General features: G+C 64.8%; 12 protein-coding genes and 1 riboswitch. All 12 genes read left to right on the top strand.

Going from position 1 to position 16,002, the window contains the following annotated elements; translation table 11 throughout:
* The first annotated feature begins 67 nt into the window (after positions 1-67).
* Positions 68-253: riboswitch (cobalamin riboswitch) on the top strand.
* Between the two features lie 153 nt (positions 254-406).
* Genes JNO51_RS08650 through cobO form a run of 12 tightly spaced genes read left to right on the top strand, consistent with a single transcriptional unit; the run spans position 407 to position 16,002 of the window.
* Positions 407-4,426, top strand: coding sequence for a cobaltochelatase subunit CobN (locus JNO51_RS08650; RefSeq protein ID WP_215782606.1), 4,020 nt, complete (start codon positions 407-409; stop codon positions 4,424-4,426).
* Positions 4,423-6,336, top strand: coding sequence for a putative cobaltochelatase (locus JNO51_RS08655; RefSeq protein ID WP_215782607.1), 1,914 nt, complete (start codon positions 4,423-4,425; stop codon positions 6,334-6,336). The genes JNO51_RS08650 and JNO51_RS08655 overlap by 4 nt, the downstream gene beginning before the upstream one ends.
* Positions 6,333-7,094, top strand: coding sequence for a uroporphyrinogen-III C-methyltransferase (cobA, locus tag JNO51_RS08660; RefSeq protein ID WP_215782608.1), 762 nt, complete (start codon positions 6,333-6,335; stop codon positions 7,092-7,094). The genes JNO51_RS08655 and cobA overlap by 4 nt, the downstream gene beginning before the upstream one ends.
* The gene (locus JNO51_RS08665; protein WP_215782609.1) at positions 7,091-7,801 is read left to right on the top strand and encodes a cobalt-precorrin-7 (C(5))-methyltransferase; all 711 of its coding nucleotides are present in this window, start codon (positions 7,091-7,093) and stop codon (positions 7,799-7,801) included. The genes cobA and JNO51_RS08665 overlap by 4 nt, the downstream gene beginning before the upstream one ends.
* Complete coding sequence (locus JNO51_RS08670) at positions 7,798-9,342, top strand: precorrin-8X methylmutase (protein WP_215782610.1); 1,545 nt, start codon at positions 7,798-7,800, stop codon at positions 9,340-9,342. Before JNO51_RS08665 ends, JNO51_RS08670 begins: the two co-directional genes overlap by 4 nt.
* The gene (gene cbiD / locus JNO51_RS08675; protein WP_215782611.1) at positions 9,339-10,472 is read left to right on the top strand and encodes a cobalt-precorrin-5B (C(1))-methyltransferase CbiD; all 1,134 of its coding nucleotides are present in this window, start codon (positions 9,339-9,341) and stop codon (positions 10,470-10,472) included. Before JNO51_RS08670 ends, cbiD begins: the two co-directional genes overlap by 4 nt.
* Positions 10,469-11,206: a precorrin-2 C(20)-methyltransferase gene (gene cobI / locus JNO51_RS08680; RefSeq protein WP_215782612.1), complete on the top strand. Its 738-nt coding sequence runs from the start codon at positions 10,469-10,471 to the stop codon at positions 11,204-11,206. Before cbiD ends, cobI begins: the two co-directional genes overlap by 4 nt.
* Complete coding sequence (gene cobM, locus JNO51_RS08685; RefSeq protein WP_215782613.1) at positions 11,203-12,006, top strand: precorrin-4 C(11)-methyltransferase; 804 nt, start codon at positions 11,203-11,205, stop codon at positions 12,004-12,006. The genes cobI and cobM overlap by 4 nt, the downstream gene beginning before the upstream one ends.
* Positions 12,003-12,767 carry a cobalamin biosynthesis protein gene (locus tag JNO51_RS08690; RefSeq protein WP_215776088.1) on the top strand — a complete coding sequence of 255 codons (765 nt, stop codon included), beginning with the start codon at positions 12,003-12,005 and terminating at the stop codon, positions 12,765-12,767. The genes cobM and JNO51_RS08690 overlap by 4 nt, the downstream gene beginning before the upstream one ends.
* Positions 12,764-14,296: a precorrin-3B C(17)-methyltransferase gene (gene cobJ, locus JNO51_RS08695; protein WP_215776091.1), complete on the top strand. Its 1,533-nt coding sequence runs from the start codon at positions 12,764-12,766 to the stop codon at positions 14,294-14,296. Before JNO51_RS08690 ends, cobJ begins: the two co-directional genes overlap by 4 nt.
* The gene (locus JNO51_RS08700; protein ID WP_215776093.1) at positions 14,293-15,378 is read left to right on the top strand and encodes a GTP-binding protein; all 1,086 of its coding nucleotides are present in this window, start codon (positions 14,293-14,295) and stop codon (positions 15,376-15,378) included. The genes cobJ and JNO51_RS08700 overlap by 4 nt, the downstream gene beginning before the upstream one ends.
* 21 nt (positions 15,379-15,399) lie before the next feature.
* Positions 15,400-16,002, top strand: coding sequence for a cob(I)yrinic acid a,c-diamide adenosyltransferase (gene cobO / locus JNO51_RS08705; protein ID WP_215776096.1), 603 nt, complete (start codon positions 15,400-15,402; stop codon positions 16,000-16,002).

A 16,002-nucleotide genomic window follows, 5' to 3' on the forward strand; every position in this document is an offset into this window, starting at 1 on the left:
CCTCCTATCCCGACCTAAGTCAAACTTTGTTCATTTTTTTACCAAAGTTACCCATTCATCACGTAATATTCGCCCTTTACATGACGGTGCCCGTGTTGCAACGGGTGAAACGGGAATGCGGTTCAATGCCGCAGCTGCCCCCGCAACTGTAAGCGAAGAGTCTGAATCCACTGCCACCGGGCATCCGACCGGGAAGGCGATTCAAGGCGATGACGCGCGAGCCAGGAGACCGGCCGTCAGACTTGTCGACGTGAGCTAGAACCAGTCGGGGTGTACTGGTGGACAAGCATGCAGACCGGACCATTCTCCCCAGACTGCTGCCCTCGCTCTCGACGACACAACGTCATCCGAGGGCGCCGATGCACCGCTACCATTTCCTGTCCGTCCATGCTGCCGAAGGTGTGGCATGAGTCACGGCATTGCCCTGCTGAGCCACGCCGGCACTGATCTGTCCGCCCTGCTGCGCGCCCCGCTGCCCGCCGACTTTGTCGCCGTCAACGGCATCAACCTGCAAGCCATCGACAGTGCTGAGGCCATGCAGCAGTTGCTGAACGGCCCTTTGCGCGACACCAGCGTCTTCGTGGTACGCGTCCTGGGCCGCGCCGAAGCCATCGCCGGCTTCGACCTGTTGCTGACCCATATCCGCCAGCACCATCACCATCTGGTGATCATCAGCGGCACCGGCGAGCCCGACCCGGACCTGACCGCCCTGTGCAATGTCGGCCACGGGCTGCAACAGGAAATCAACGCTTATCTGCAGGCTGGCGGCAGCGACAATCTGGCTCACATGCTGCGCTGTCTCTCCGACCGCCTGCTGATGACCGGTCATGGCTATGCCGAGCCGCTCACGTTGCCGGACCACGGCCTGTACCATCCGGAACTGGGCGCCCTGGCAACGCTGGATGACTGGCGCGCCATCCGCAACCCCCAATGGCCGACCGTCGGCCTGGTGTTCTATCGCGCCCACTGGCTGTCCGGCAATACCCGCTTTGTCGATGCCCTGATCGATGCCCTGCACGAGCGCCAGCTGAACACCCTGCCACTGTTTACCGCCTCGCTGCGCACGCCGGGCGAGCAAGGACTGCCGGCGGCGCTCAATGATCTGCTGGCCGAGCCGATCGAGGCGCTGGTCAACACCACCTCCTTTGCCATCGGCGAAGTCAACCCTGACGGTGCGACCCAGGCAGGCTGGTCGGTGAGCGCATTTGAGCAACTGGATGTGCCGGTATTGCAAGCCATCACCAGCAATATGACCGAGGCGCAGTGGCTCGCAGCCGACCGCGGCCTCAACCCGCTGGACACCGCCATGAACGTGGCACTGCCGGAGTTTGACGGCCGACTGATCAGCGTGCCGGTTTCCTTCAAGGAGGCGCATGCCGATCAGGCCAGCAGCGAAACCAGCTATGCCCCGGTGCCCGACCGGGTCCGCCGTCTGGCCGGCATCGTGGCACGTCAGGTCAGGCTGCGCACCACCCCGGCGCACGAGAAACGCATCGCCTTCATCTTCACCAACTCCAATAGCAAGGCGGCACAGATCGGCAATGCCGTCGGCCTGGACTCCCCCGCCTCGCTCTGGGCCATCCTGCAAGCCATGCAGACCCATGGCTATCAGGTCGAGGGACTGCCGGCAGACAGCACCAGCCTGATGCACCAGCTGATTGACCGGGGAGCCTACGACCAGGACTACCTGACCAGTACCCAGATGATGCAGGCGATTGCGCGGGTGCCGGCGGCACGCTACGCAGCATGGTTCGCCGAACTGCCCGCCTCGCTGCAACAACGCATGAACCAGCGCTGGGGTGAGGCCCCCGGTACGGCCTATGTGCATCAGGAGCAGCTTTACTTCTCGGGCATGCAGTTCGGCAATGCCTTTGTCGCCCTGCAACCGCCGCGCGGCTACGGCATGGATCCGGATGCCATCTATCACACCCCGGACCTGCCGCCGACCCACCACTACTACGCTCTGTATTGCTGGCTGCGCGACGAATGGCAGGCTGATGCCATCGTGCATGTCGGCAAGCACGGCACGCTGGAATGGCTGCCCGGCAAAGGCGTAGGTCTGTCACAAGACTGCTTCCCCGATGCCGTTCTGGGTGACATGCCGCTGTTTTATCCCTTCATCCTGAATGATCCGGGCGAAGGCTCGCAGGCCAAGCGCCGCGCCCACGCCGTCATCATCGACCATCTGACGCCACCGATGACCACGGCAGACACCTATGGACCGCTGGCACAGCTGACTCAGCTGGTCGACGAGTACTACCAGGTGGAAATGCTGGACCCATCCAAGCTGCCGATCCTGCAGCAGCAGATCTGGGATCTGATCAAGGAGGCCAAGCTGGATGCTGACCTGGGCGCCATGCTGGCGCATGGTCATGACCACGATCATGACCATGCCCACCCGCCGCTCAGGCCCGCCACCGCAGCCAGCAGCGGCTACCGCACCCCGGTCAAGGGGGCGGCCCACTACCGTCCGGCGGGCAAACCGCACGCTGCTCACGGCCATCACCATGGCCACCCGCACCCCCACGATCATGACCATGACCATGGTGACCACCATCACCATGATCACGATCACCACTGGGACGACACACCGGACGAGCACGGCGTCCCGAAGACCCTGGCCGGCATGGACGGAGTCGATGTCGCGCACCTGATCGAAGACATTGATGGCTATTTGTGCGAACTGGGTGCGGCACAGATTCGCGACGGTCTGCACATTCTCGGCCAGGCCCCGCAGGGCGAAGCGCTGATCGACATGCTGTGCGCCCTGACCCGACTGGCCAATCTGCAGATTCCTTCCTTGCCCGGCAGCGTGACACGCGCCCTCGGCCTGGACCCGGCCGCCCTGGAACAAGACAAGGGTCGTCGTCTGGAAACGGTACCAGCCCGGCTCGCCAGTCTGAGTCCACGACCACTGGTCACCCATGCCGATGCGCTGGAAGCGATTGCCGCCTTGTCGCGTCAGCTGGTAGCCGGACTGGCCAGCCATCACTTTGCCCGCGAAGCCATCCCTGCCTGCATCGCCGCCGCGCTGCCCGGCATGGCACCGGATCCTGCATTACTCAGCGTACTGGACTATCTGTGCAGCCAACTGGTACCGGACCTGGCACGCACCCGCGAGGAAATCGACAACCTGCTGCACGGTCTGGCTGGCGGCTACGTGCCGGCCGGACCCAGCGGCGCGCCAACACGCGGCATGGCTCATGTCCTGCCGACCGGTCGCAATTTCTATTCGGTCGACCCGCGCAGTCTGCCGTCGCAGGCCTCATGGAAAATCGGCGCCGAGCTGGCACGCGAAGTCATTGCCCGCCACCAGCAGGAGACCGGCAAGCTGCCCGAATCCGTCAGCATCAGCGTCTGGGGCACCAGCGCCATGCGCACCCACGGCGATGACATTGCCGAAATCCTGGCCCTGCTCGGCGTACGCCCGGTCTGGCAGGCCGAGAGCCGTCGCGTACAGGGTATTGAGGTCATCCCGCTGACCGAACTGGGCCGCCCGCGCATCGACGTCACCGTGCGTATCAGCGGCTTTTTCCGCGACGCCTTCCCGCACCTGATCCATCTGGTGGATCAGGCGGTGGAAACCGTGGCAAGGCTGGACGAGCCGGTCGAACAGAATTTCCTGCGCAAGCACTATCTGCAGGATCTGACACAGCAGATTCTCGGCCAGCAGACCGAGGCCCAGGCCCTGCTGCGGGTCTTCGGCTCCAAACCCGGCACCTATGGCGCCGGCATTCTGCCACTGATCCAGCAGCAGAACTGGCAGGACGAGCACGACTTTGCCAGCGCCTACATCAACTGGGGCGGCTATGGTTACAGCCGCCAGCACAATGGCTGCGATGCCCGCGATGCCTTGCGCCATCGTCTGGCCGGCACTGAAGTGGCGCTGCACAACCAGGACAACCGCGAGCACGACATTTTCGATAGCGACGACTATCTGCAATACCACGGCGGCATGATCGCCACCATCCGCAGCCTGAGCGGCCGTCAGCCCCGGCAGGAGTTCGGCGACAGTCACAACCCGGATAACCCGGCGGTGCGCGGTCTGAAGCAGGAAGTCCTGCGGGTGTTCCGCAGCCGGGTGGTCAACCCCAAGTGGATCGCCAGCATCCAGAAGCATGGCTACAAAGGCGGTCTGGAGCTGACCGCGACCGTCGACTACCTGTTCGGCTACGACGCCACCGCCCACGTGGTCGACGACTGGGTCTACCAGACGCTGGCAGAACGCTATGCGCTGGACGCCGACATGCAACAGTTCTTTGCCGACAACAATCCCTGGGCGATGAATGCCATCACCGAGCGTCTGCTGGAAGCGGCGGAACGCCAGCTGTGGGCCGAACCGGATGCCGACACCCTGGCCCGCCTGCGCGCCCTGCACCTGCAGAGCGAAGCCTGGCTGGAAGCACGCGGAGAATCGCGATCATGAAGCAGATTTACCCCTTTGCCGCCATCGTCGGTCAGCAGCAGCTGAAACAGGCGCTGCTGCTGTGTGCCGTCGACCCGACACTGGGTGGCGTGCTGATCCGCGGCGACAAAGGCAGCGCCAAGAGTACCGCTGCGCGCGGCCTGGCCGCCCTGTTGCCGCATATCGCCCGTACCCCGGGCTGTGGCTACAACTGTGATCCGCAACACCCGCTGGCGCACTGCCCGGTGTGCCAGGGCACCGACCATGTGCCACAGGAAAGCCCGGCCCCCTTCGTCAACCTGCCGCTGGGCGCCACCGAAGACCGGGTGCTCGGCAGCCTGGATTTCGAAGCGGCCCTGCAGAACGGCCGTCAGGCCTTCAAGCCGGGGCTGCTGGCAGCGGCACACCGCGGCATCCTGTATATCGACGAAGTCAACCTGCTGGCCGACCACCTGGTGGATGTGCTGCTGGATGTCGCCGCCATGGGCAGCAACACCGTCGAGCGCGAAGGCCTGTCGCTGAGTCACCCGGCCCGCATCAGCCTGATCGGCACCATGAACCCGGAAGAAGGCAATCTGCGTCCGCAGTTGCTCGATCGCTTCGGCCTGATGGTGGATGTCAGCGCAGCGAAAGATCCGGCCGAACGCACGGAGGTGGTACGCCGCCGCCTGGCCTTTGAAGCCGATCCGCTGGCCTTCGAGCAGCAATGGCAGGCCGAAAGCCGGCAACTGCAGCAGGCCATCGCCGTCGCCCGGGACCGGCTGCCCCAAACCCGCCTGTCTGACAACCTGCTCGGCTTTATCAGCCAGCTGTGCTGCGAATTTGAAGTGGCCAGCCTGCGTGCCGATATCGTGCTGTACAAGGCCTCCCGTGCGCTGGCAGCACTGGACGGGCGCGACGAAGTACGCGCGGAGGACGTGCGAGATGCCGCCTTGCTGGTCTTGCCGCACCGGCGCCGCCACAAGCCGTTTGAGCAGACCGGCATGGATCAGGACAAGCTGGAGCAACTGACGCGCCAACAGCAGTCACCCCCACCAGCGGGACAACCTCCCGAGGGCGAGCAGACCGCCGAAAAACCGCAAGAAGACCAGAGCGGCGAATCGCCAAACGACGACCAGGACACCACGCTGATTGCCGCAGCCCCGCCACGGGAAATCGGCCACCTGCAGGTCGACAGCCAGACACGCAGCAGCGCGGCCGGGCGACGCAGCCAGGCCGAGCACAGCCGCCACGGTCAGTATGTGCGCGCCGTGCCGGACAGCCAGCCGAGCCAACTGGCACTGGATGCCACCTTGCGTCACGCCCTGATGCGCGACGCGCAGCATTTTTCCGTCACCCGCGCCGATCTGCACCGCAAGGAACGGGTTGGCCAGCAGGGCAACCTGATCCTGCTGGTGGTCGACGCCTCCGGCTCCATGGCAGCCGAGCAGCGCATGGCCGCGGTCAAGAGCTGCGTGCTCAGCTTGCTCTCCGATGCCTATCAGCGCCGGGATCAGGTCGGGGTGATTGCCTTCCGCGGTCGCCAGGCCGAACTGGTGCTGGCACCGACGCGCCAGGTCGAGCAGGCACACGCAGCGCTGGAAAACCTGCCGACCGGCGGACGCACCCCCCTGCCACAGGCACTGGCGCTGGCCGGCGACGTTCTGGCCCGACACAGTGAGCAGATCGCCCCGCTGCTGGTCATCCTGTCCGACGGCCGCGCCAATGTCGCGCTGAACGAAGGTCAGGATCCGTGGCGCGAGGCCCTGACCTTCGCCCGCCAACTGGCCGATGAGGGTCATGCCACGCTGGTGCTGGACACGGAAAGCGGCTTTGTGCGGCTGGGACAAGCCCGGCAACTGGCCGAGGCCCTGCAGGCCGACTATCTGGCGCTGGACGAATTGTCCGGCGAGCACCTGACATTAACGATTCGCGAAAGGCTTGGCCGATGAAGGGCAAGGTATTTTTGATCGGCGCCGGCCCCGGCGACGTGGAACTGTTGACGCTCAAGGCGGTCCGCCGGCTGGGTCAGGCCGACCTGATCCTGATCGACGATCTGGCCAATCCGGAGGTCTTGCAGTTTGCCGCACCGAATGTGGAAGTGATTCATGTCGGCAAGCGCTGTGGTGCGCACTCCGCTGCCCAGCACGAGATCGAGGCCCTGCTGCTGCAGGCGGCGCAGGCCGGCCGGCAGGTCGCCCGGGTCAAGGGCGGCGACCCGTTCATCTTCGGGCGCGGCGGCGAAGAAATGCAGACCCTGCTGGCCGCCGGCATTGAAGTCGAGATCATCAGCGGCATCACCTCGGGCAGCGCCGTGCCGGCCACGCTCGGCATACCGCTGACCCACCGCCATTTTGTCCATGGCGTGACCTTTGTCTCGGGCCACAGCCACAAGGACGGCGACGAGCCGGACTGGGCCGTCCTGGCGCAAAGCGGCATGACGCTGGTGGTCTACATGGGATTGAACAATCTGGCCCACATCAGCCAGCGCCTGATCGCCGGCGGCATGACGGCCGACATGCCGGCCGCCGCCATTCAATACGGCACCCGCCCCGAGCAGCGCCAGGCGCTGGCGCCACTCGGCCAGCTGGCCCGCGCCGTCGAACAGCGCGGCATCGGCAGCCCGGCGCTGCTGATTATTGGTCGAACCGTCAGCCTGGCACACAGCGAATTCACAACGTCATTGCAGCAACTCGAGGAATTGACATGATTATCTGTATCGGCGCCGGTCCCGGCGATATTGGTTACCTGCCCCGCCGTTCCGCAGAACTGCTGGCTAACGCAGACGTCGTGGCCGGCTTCAATGCGGTCATCGACGTGGTGCGTCCGCTGATTCCGGCCAGCGCCGAAGTGGTGCAGATGGGCTACCGCGATCAGGTGGCACAGCTGGACAAGGTCGCGGCCATGCACCATGCCGGCAAGCGCTGCGTCGTGGTGTTTATGGGTGATATCCATTTCAGCGGCTTCCAGTACCTCGAGCGAGTCGAGCGCGCCTGCGGGCACCCGGTCGAAACCATGCCGGGCATCACCTCGGCCCAGGTACTGGCCTCGCGCGCCAAGGTCTGCTTCGACGAAACCAGCTTCATCACCCTGCACCGTCGCGGCGACCTCGAACCGTTCAAGCGCCATCTGGTTCACGTGCTGCAGGACGAGCGCAACGCCATCGTGATCCCCTGCCCGTGGGACGAGGCGCGCTCCTTCATGCCCTGGCACATCGCTGCTTATCTGATTGCACAAGGCATCGACCCGACACTCAAAACCGAAGTCTGGGAAAATCTGACGCGCAATGAAGCCGAGTGGCATGGCACGCTGGCCGAATGTGCCGAACACCGCTGCTCCGACATGAGCATCATGCTGATTCGCTGCAAGACCCCGATGGCCAGCCAGATCGAACCGGCGCCGGAGGTCGTGGCATGAACCCGGCAGACGATTTTGCCGTGCTGCTGGCCGGGCACGGCAGCCGTGACCCGGACGGCATCGACGAGTTCAACCAGCTCAGTCACCTGATGCAGCAGCGCCATCCGGCCCTGGCCCATGGCTTCCTGGAGTTTGCCGAGCCCACCATCGGCCAGGCTGCCGAACGCCTGATTGCCCAGGGCGCACGCCGCATCGTCATGACACCGGCGGTACTGCTGGCGGCCATGCATGCCAAGAACGACCTGCCGGCCGAGCTGGCGGCATTGCAAAACACGCACCCGGAGGTCAGCTTCCAGTTTGCCGCCACCATGAATCTGCACCCTAAGCTGCTGGAGGTCTGCCGCGAGCGGATTATTCGTGCCGAAGGCGACAGTCCGGCCACCGTGGCACGGGCTGATACCTGCCTGGTGGTGGTCGGCCGCGGCACCTCGGACCCGGATGCCAATGGGGATGTGCACAAGCTGGCACGCATGCTGCAGGAAGGCATGGGCTTTGGTGCCGCCTTTGTCTGCTACTCCGGCACCGCCAGCCCGCTGGTGGCCGACGGCCTGCAAAGTGCTGCCCGGCTGGGCTGCCGCCGCCTGATCGTGCTGCCCTATTTCCTGTTTGACGGTGTGCTGGTCAAGCGCATCTACAGTGCGGCGGACGATCTGGCGCAACGCCATGACGAGATCGAGGTATTGAAAGCCGGCTATCTCGGCGCCCATGCACTGGTCGCCGACGTGCTGCTGGAGCGGGCCGAACAGGGGCTGCGCGGCGAAGCCAACATGAATTGCTCGCTGTGCCAGTACCGCACCCGCATTGTCGGTTTCGAGAGCAAAGTCGGCCTGCCGCAGCAGGCACACCACCTCAAGGTCCGTGCTGATGCCGTGCTCACCGCAAGCGAGTGGCCGGCCTACCAGCCGCACCCGATCGAAGCCGAGAGCATGCGCATCATCACCGAAGGGCGTGACTGGTCAGCATTTCCGCCAGATCAGCACCTGGCGCTCAAGCGTCTGGTGCATACCACCGGCGACTTCAGCTGCGTCGACGAGATGTTCTTCTCTCCGGGCGCCGCCGACATCGGCATGCGCGCCCTGCTGCGCTGTCAGCGCATCGTCACCGACGTCACCATGGTGGAGACCGGCCTGAAACGTGCCGTACTCAAGCAGCTGGGCGTGGAAACCTGGTGCGGTGTGCATGACGAAGAAACCCGCCTGCTGGCCGAGGCACATGGCCTGACCCGTTCGGCGGCCGGCATTCGCCGCGCCTGGCAAAAATTCGGCAACGATGTGGTGGTGGCCATCGGTGATGCGCCGACCGCCATCATGGAAGTGGTTCGCCTGGTACGCGAACAGGGCTGGCGCCCGCAGCTGGTGGTCGGTCTGCCGGTCGGCTTTGTCGGCACGCGCGAATGCAAGGACGCCCTGAAGAAGCTGATGCAGGTCCCGCGCATTACCAATAGCGGCACCCGTGGCGGCTCCCCCTGGGCCGCGACCGTGGTCAACGCCCTGATGATTGCCGGCATCGAGCATGTCTACCGGGAGAAGCAGGCGCAATGACCGCACGCCGCGCCTTCGACCTGAGCGTACCGGCCCCCAACGGGCTGATGCGCGGCCGCACCACCGGCAGTTGCGCCACGGCGGCCGTCAAGGCGGCCCTGCTGCAATTGCTGGATGGCCGGCTGGTGTCATCGGTCGAAATCAGCCTGCCCGATCCGGATTTCTATCTCGACGTGCCGGTGGACAAGGTCTGGCCCGTCAAGGGGGGCATGGCGCGCGCCGAAGTGATCAAGTACGCCGGGGATGACCCGGACACCACGCAGGGCGCCACCATTTTTGCCGAAGTGCGACGCAACGACAGCGGTCAGTTGCGCTATCTGGCCGCCGAGGGGGTTGGCACCGTCACGGCGCCGGGGCTGCGCATCCCGCCCGGCGAGGCAGCCATCAACCCCGTACCGAGGCAGATGATGCGGCTGGCAGTCGATGAAGTCCTGGCCGGCCGCCCCGACCCTGGTTTCGATCTGGCCATCGGCTGTATCGACGGGGCACGCATCGCCCGGCGCACCTTCAATCCGCTGCTGGGCATTGTCGGGGGCATTTCGATTCTCGGCACCAGCGGCATTGTCGAGCCGATGTCGCTGGCCGCATGGATCGCCTCCATTGAGGTGTATATCCGGGTGGCACTGGGAGACAGCCCCCCGCCGGCCATTGCCCTCACACCGGGCAAGATCGGTCGCGGCTTTGCCGCCGAGACCCTGCAGCTCGCCAAACATCAGGTGGTGCAGATCGCCAATTTCATGGGCGATTCGCTCGACCATACCGAAGCCATCCTGCAAGAGCAGTCGGCACGCCTCGACACCCTGTGGGTGCTGGGCCACCCCGGCAAGCTGGCCAAGCTGCTCGACGGCAGTTGGGATACCCACTCCAGCAAGAGCCCGATGGCCATGCAGGGCGTGGCCCAGTTCGCCGCCCGCTTCGGCTTCGAACCCGAGATTGTTTTACAGATCGAGAAAGCCAATACCGTGGAAAATGTGATTCAGATTTTGCAGCCCGACCCGCGTGCACAGGCCTTCTGGCAGGCGCTGGAAGGCCATCTGGCCGGGTTGATGCATCCACGCGTCCCCAGCGTGGATCAATTGCAGGTCCGGCTGTTCAGCATGGATGGCACCCCGCTGGGAGAAGCCGCATGAGCCAGAAACCCGGACGATTCATCGGCATCGGCGTCGGCCCAGGCACGCCCGGCCTGATGGCGGTGGCCGCGCTCAACGACCTGAGACAGGCCGACATCATCATTCTGCCGCGCGCCCGCTCGAGCGACATTTCCATTGCCCGCCAGTGCCTGGCCGGTCTGGACATTGACCCGAGCCGCTTCCGCGAGATCGAGTTCAACATGGATCCGGACCGCAGCGTACTGGCCCGGCACTATGGCGAACTGGCGCAGACGGTCGCCGAAGATCTGCGCCGGGGCCTTACCGTGGCCTATCTGACCATCGGCGATGCCATGACCTATTCCACCTACGGCTACCTGCTGGCGGCGGTGCGTGATCTGCTGCCGCAGGCTGAATACCGCACCTGGCCCGGCATTACCAGTTTTGCCGCCACCGCTTCGGCGCTGTCCTGGCCGCTGGGCGAGGGCAAGGAGCGCATGCTGATCCTGCCCTGCCCGGACGATATGGCTGCCTTGCAGGCCGATATCGAGAGCCACGACATCGTGATCCTGATGAAGATCGGCAAACGTCTGCACGATGTACTGGCCTTGCTGACACGCATGGGCATTGCCGAGCACTGCGCCTATGCACGCCGCATCGGTCTGGCCGATGAGGTGTTGTGCGAGCGCGTCGATCAGCTGGATGCCAGCGATGCCGTCGGTTACCTGTCTACCCTGTTGATCCGCCGTACGGCGCGAGAAAAGAGACATCTATGAAAGTCTATTTCATTGGCGCCGGTCCCGGCGCTGCCGATCTGATCACCCTGCGCGGCGCGCGCCTGCTGGGCCAGGTTGCCATGGTGCTGTATGCCGGCTCGCTGGTGCCGCGCGATATGCTGCAGCACTGCCGGCCGGATGCCGAACTGCTCGACACCGCAGAACTGTCGCTCGACGAGCAGCAAGCCTGCTATGAACGTGCCCGCGACGCCAATCTGGACGTCGTCCGCCTGCACTCGGGTGATCCGGCGATTTACGGCGCCACCGCCGAACAGATGCGCCGGCTGGAAAAGCTGGGCATCGAGTATGAAATCGTGCCGGGCGTGTCTTCGTTTACCGCCGCTGCCGCCGCCCTGGGCAGCGAGCTGACCAAGCCGGAAGTGTCGCAGTCGATCATTCTCACCCGGGTTTCCGGCCGTGCCTCGGCGGTGCCGGAACTGGAGTCGATCGATCGCTTTGCCGCCCACCACGCCACCATGTGCATTTTCCTCTCCGGTCAGCGGCTGAAGGACACCATTGCCGACCTGCAGAAGCACTACCCGGACGACACCCCGGTCGCTCTGGTGCATCGGGCCAGCTGGCCCGATCAGCGCCTGCATCGCAGTACGCTGGGCAAACTGCTGGGCGAGATCAAGCAAAAGGACTGGTTGCTGACCACCCTGCTGCTGGTCGGTCCGGCGCTCTCCAATGAAGGCGGGGTCGAATCCTGCCTGTACTCTGCCGGCTACACGCATATCTTCCGCGACAGCGAAGAACGCAAGGCCAAAAAGGCCGCCAAAACCGAGGAAAACCCGGCGTGAGCGAACTGGGCATCTGGCTGGTCCGGCCGGAAGGCGAGGCGCTCGGCCGGCACCTGGCCCAGGCACTCGACGGGGTGTTGTACCGCCCCTGGCTGGCGCCGGGCGAGCTGTCCGCCAAGGTTCAGTTCCAGGCCACGTGGTCACAGCACCGTCGCTGGATTCTGGTGATGGCCAGTGGCATTGCCGTGCGCTATCTGGACGGTCTGCCGGCCAGCAAGTTGAGCGATCCGGCCGTGGTGGTGCTGGACGAGGCGGCACGCTTCGCCATTGCCCTGCTGTGCGGCCATGAAGGCGGTGCCAATGCGCTGGCCTACCGCGTGGCGCGTCTGTGCGGCGCCACCCCGGTGGTCACCACCGCCAGTGAGGCGCTGAAGCCGCTGACGCTCGGCATCGGCTGCAGACGCGGCAAACGCCAGGACGAGATTGAGGCTGCCGTCCGGCACGCGCTGGGTCCGCGATCCCTGACGGAAGTACGCGAAGTCGCGACCATCGACCTCAAGGCCGATGAACCCGGCCTGCTGGCCTTTTGTGCGCAGCACCAGCTGCCCCTGCGGGTGATTGCACGGGCTGATGTGGCAGCTCGCGGCTGGACCGGCATTGCCTCCGACTGGGTGCGGCAGAACGTCGGTGTCGATGGCGTTTGCGAACCCTGCGCCCTGATTGCCTGCCCGCGCGGGCAACTCATTGTCCCCAAAACAGCCTGCGACGGTGTCACCGTCGCAGTCGTTGAAGATTATTTTCACAAGGAAGCTGACGCATGAGCGGCAAACTCTATCTGGTCTCGGTCGGTCCGGGCACGGCACAACTGATTCCGCCGATGGTGCGCGAGGCCCTGGCGGCCAGCGAGGTCATCGTGTCCTATGAGCTGTACCTGACCTGGGTGCGCCCGTGGGTGGAAGGCAAGGAGATCCATACGCCACCGATGACCCAGGAGCGTGCCCGCGCACAACTGGCCCTGGAGCAGGCACGTGCGGGCCGCACGGTAGCCTTGCTGTCCAGTGGCGATATCGGCGTGTATGCCATGGCCACGCTGGCCTTTGAAGACATGCTGGAAAGCGACACTTTCGACGTGCAGGTCGTGCCAGGCATTTCCGCTGCCAATGCCTGCGCCTCGGTCCTGGGGTCGCCGCTGTCGCATGACTTCGCCACCCTGAGCCTGTCCGACCTGCTTTGCCCGTGGAGCTGGATCGAAACCCGTGCCAGCCACATTGCCCAGGCCGATCTGGCCTGCGTGTTCTACAACGTGCAGAGCCGTCAGCGTCAGGAAGGCGTCTACCGCATTCTGGACATCATGCTGCAACACAAGCGTCCCGAAACGCTGTGCGGCATCGTGCGCAACGCGTACCGCGAAGACCAGAGCCACGAGATCGTCACCCTGGCCGAACTGCGGACACGCCAGTTCGACATGTTCACCTCGCTGGTGATCGGCAACCGCTTCACCCAGCGCAAGCGTGACTGGATCTTCACCCCGCGTGGTTACGGCAACTGGCAGGACTCTCCGGAAACCATCAAGGCAGCCGAGCTGCCGTCCGGCGCGCTGTGGGTCTTCTCCGGCACCAGCGATGGCAATGCCCTGGCCCGGCAGCTGGCCGAGGCCGGCCATCAGGTGGTGGTCTCCAGTGCCAGCGAATATGGCGCCGAACAGGCGGCCCTGCACTGCCCGAACGTCACCACGGTGGCCGGCCGACTCGGCCTGGAGCGTCGTCGCGAGTTGCTGAGCCAGAGCCAGGCCCGTGCCATCATCGACGCCACCCACCCCTATGCCAGCGAGATGTCCACACAACTGATCGAGTTGTCGCAACAACTGTCGCTGCGCTATGTACGTTTTGAACGCCCCAGCCTGACGGACGAGTACCCGGCCGAACGCGTCGCCGACATGGATCAGGCGGCTCAACGTGCCATGCAGCTGGGCTCGCGGATTTTCCTTGCCACCGGGTCGAAGGATCTGGGCCGTTTTGTGCAGGCGCCGGGCGCCAGCGACAAACAGTGGTTCCTGCGCATGGCACCCGACCCACAGCAATTGCAACGCGTCCTGGACCTGGGGATGCCGCGCGGCCATCTCTGCGCCATGCAGGGTCCGTTCTCGCGCGAAGCCAACGAAACGCTGTGGCGTGACTGGGGCATCGACTGCGTGGTCAGCAAGGAATCGGGCGAGGCCGGCGGGTATCGCGCCAAGGCCGAGGCAGCGGCCCGCCTGGGTATTCCGTTTATCGTGGTAGAGCGCCCGCAGCTCGACTATCCGCAACGACTCGACAGCATCGAAGCCGTGCTGAGCGAGGTGGCATCATGAGTCAGCCGCGCATCCCGGTAACCGTCGTGACCGGCTTTCTGGGTGCCGGCAAGACCACCTTGCTGTCCAATCTGATCCGTGACACGCGCGGTCGCCGACTGGCGATTCTGGTCAATGAGTTTGGCGAGATTTCCATTGATGGCACGCTGCTGCGCGATCATCAGGACAGCGCGGTGGAGATTCATGATCTGGCCAATGGTCTGGTGGCCTATGACGATGATCAGGACTTCCTGCCGGCCATGCAGGCGCTGTGGCAACGCCGGGCGCTGATCGATCATGTGCTGATCGAGACCTCCGGTCTGGCCCTGCCCAGCGCGGTAATGGAACGGCTGCAAAGCCCGGAGCTCGCGCCCTATTTCGTGCTGGATGCCACGCTGGCGGTGGTGGACACCCCGCTGCTGCTGGCCGATGCGTTCAGCCAGCAGGCGGTGGGCGCCATGTTCGAACAGCAGTTGGCCTTTGCTGACATCGTGGTGTTGAACAAGATTGACCAGCTGGATGATGACGCCCTGCTGACCGCCGAGACCCGGGTGCGGGCTCTGGCCCCGTCCATCCGCTTCATCGAGCTGGCTTATCAGGCCAAACTGGACACCCGGCTGACGCTTGGACTGCACCTGCACGAGGCCAGTGCCGACCGCCAGCGCCACTTCGGCCCGATCGCCAGCCTGCCGGGCCCGGGCTTCCGCCCGCTGGCCGACCAGCGCCTGCTGGATGGCCACAGCCATGGCGGGGGGGCGGCACACAGCCACGGACTGAATACACACAAGCATTTTCATGAGCAGGACCCGGGCTGGCAGTCTTTCATGATCAAGAGCCCGGAGGCCCAGGATGGCGAACGACTGCGTGCTGCCGTGGCCGCCATTGCACGCGAGCAACCCCTGCTGCGCATCAAGGGGTTTGCCATGCCGGCCAGTGGCGAAGGTCGCCTGCTGATCCAGGGTGTGCGTACCCGCATCGAGTTGAGTCATGCCCCTCAGGCCGCGCCGGCCAGACAGGCGCAGCTGGTGTTCATCGGCTACCACCCCAGCCGCCCGGCGATTGTGGAACGTCTGCGAGAACTGACTGGCACAGTGTGGCGTTAAGGCAAACAGGAGAAACACGGCATGAAGACCGATCCGAATGATCATCTGCGCATGGCCCAGCGGCGCAAGGCCGGCTTTGAGAAGAAGAAGGCCGCCGCCACCAAGGAAAAGGGCCTGCTGATCGTGCATACCGGCACCGGCAAGGGCAAGTCCAGCGCTGCCTTCGGCATGGGGCTGCGTACGGTGGGGCATGGCATGCGACTGGGGGTCGTGCAATTCATCAAGGGGGCGCTGTATACCGCCGAACGCGATGTACTGGGCAGTTTCGACAACTGCGACTTTTACACCATGGGCGAGGGCTATACCTGGAACACCCAGAATCGCGAGGCCGATATCGCTACCGCTCGTCAGGGCTGGCAACAGGCCTGCGAGATGATCGCCAGTGGCGAGTACGACATGCTGATCCTGGATGAACTGAACGTCATTCTCAAATACCAGTACCTGCCGCTGGACGAGGTCCTGGCTACGCTGGCGGCGCGACCGGCCAGCCTGCATGTGGTCATCACCGGCCGCCATGCACCCGAGGCGCTGATCGAGGCCGCCGATCTGGTGAGCGAGATGCGGCTGGTCAAGCACCCCTATCGCGAGCAGGGCATCAAAGCCCAGGCCGGGGTGGAGTTCTGA

It is taken from the genome of Paludibacterium sp. B53371, assembly GCF_018802765.1.
Taxonomy (GTDB): domain Bacteria; phylum Pseudomonadota; class Gammaproteobacteria; order Burkholderiales; family Chromobacteriaceae; genus Paludibacterium.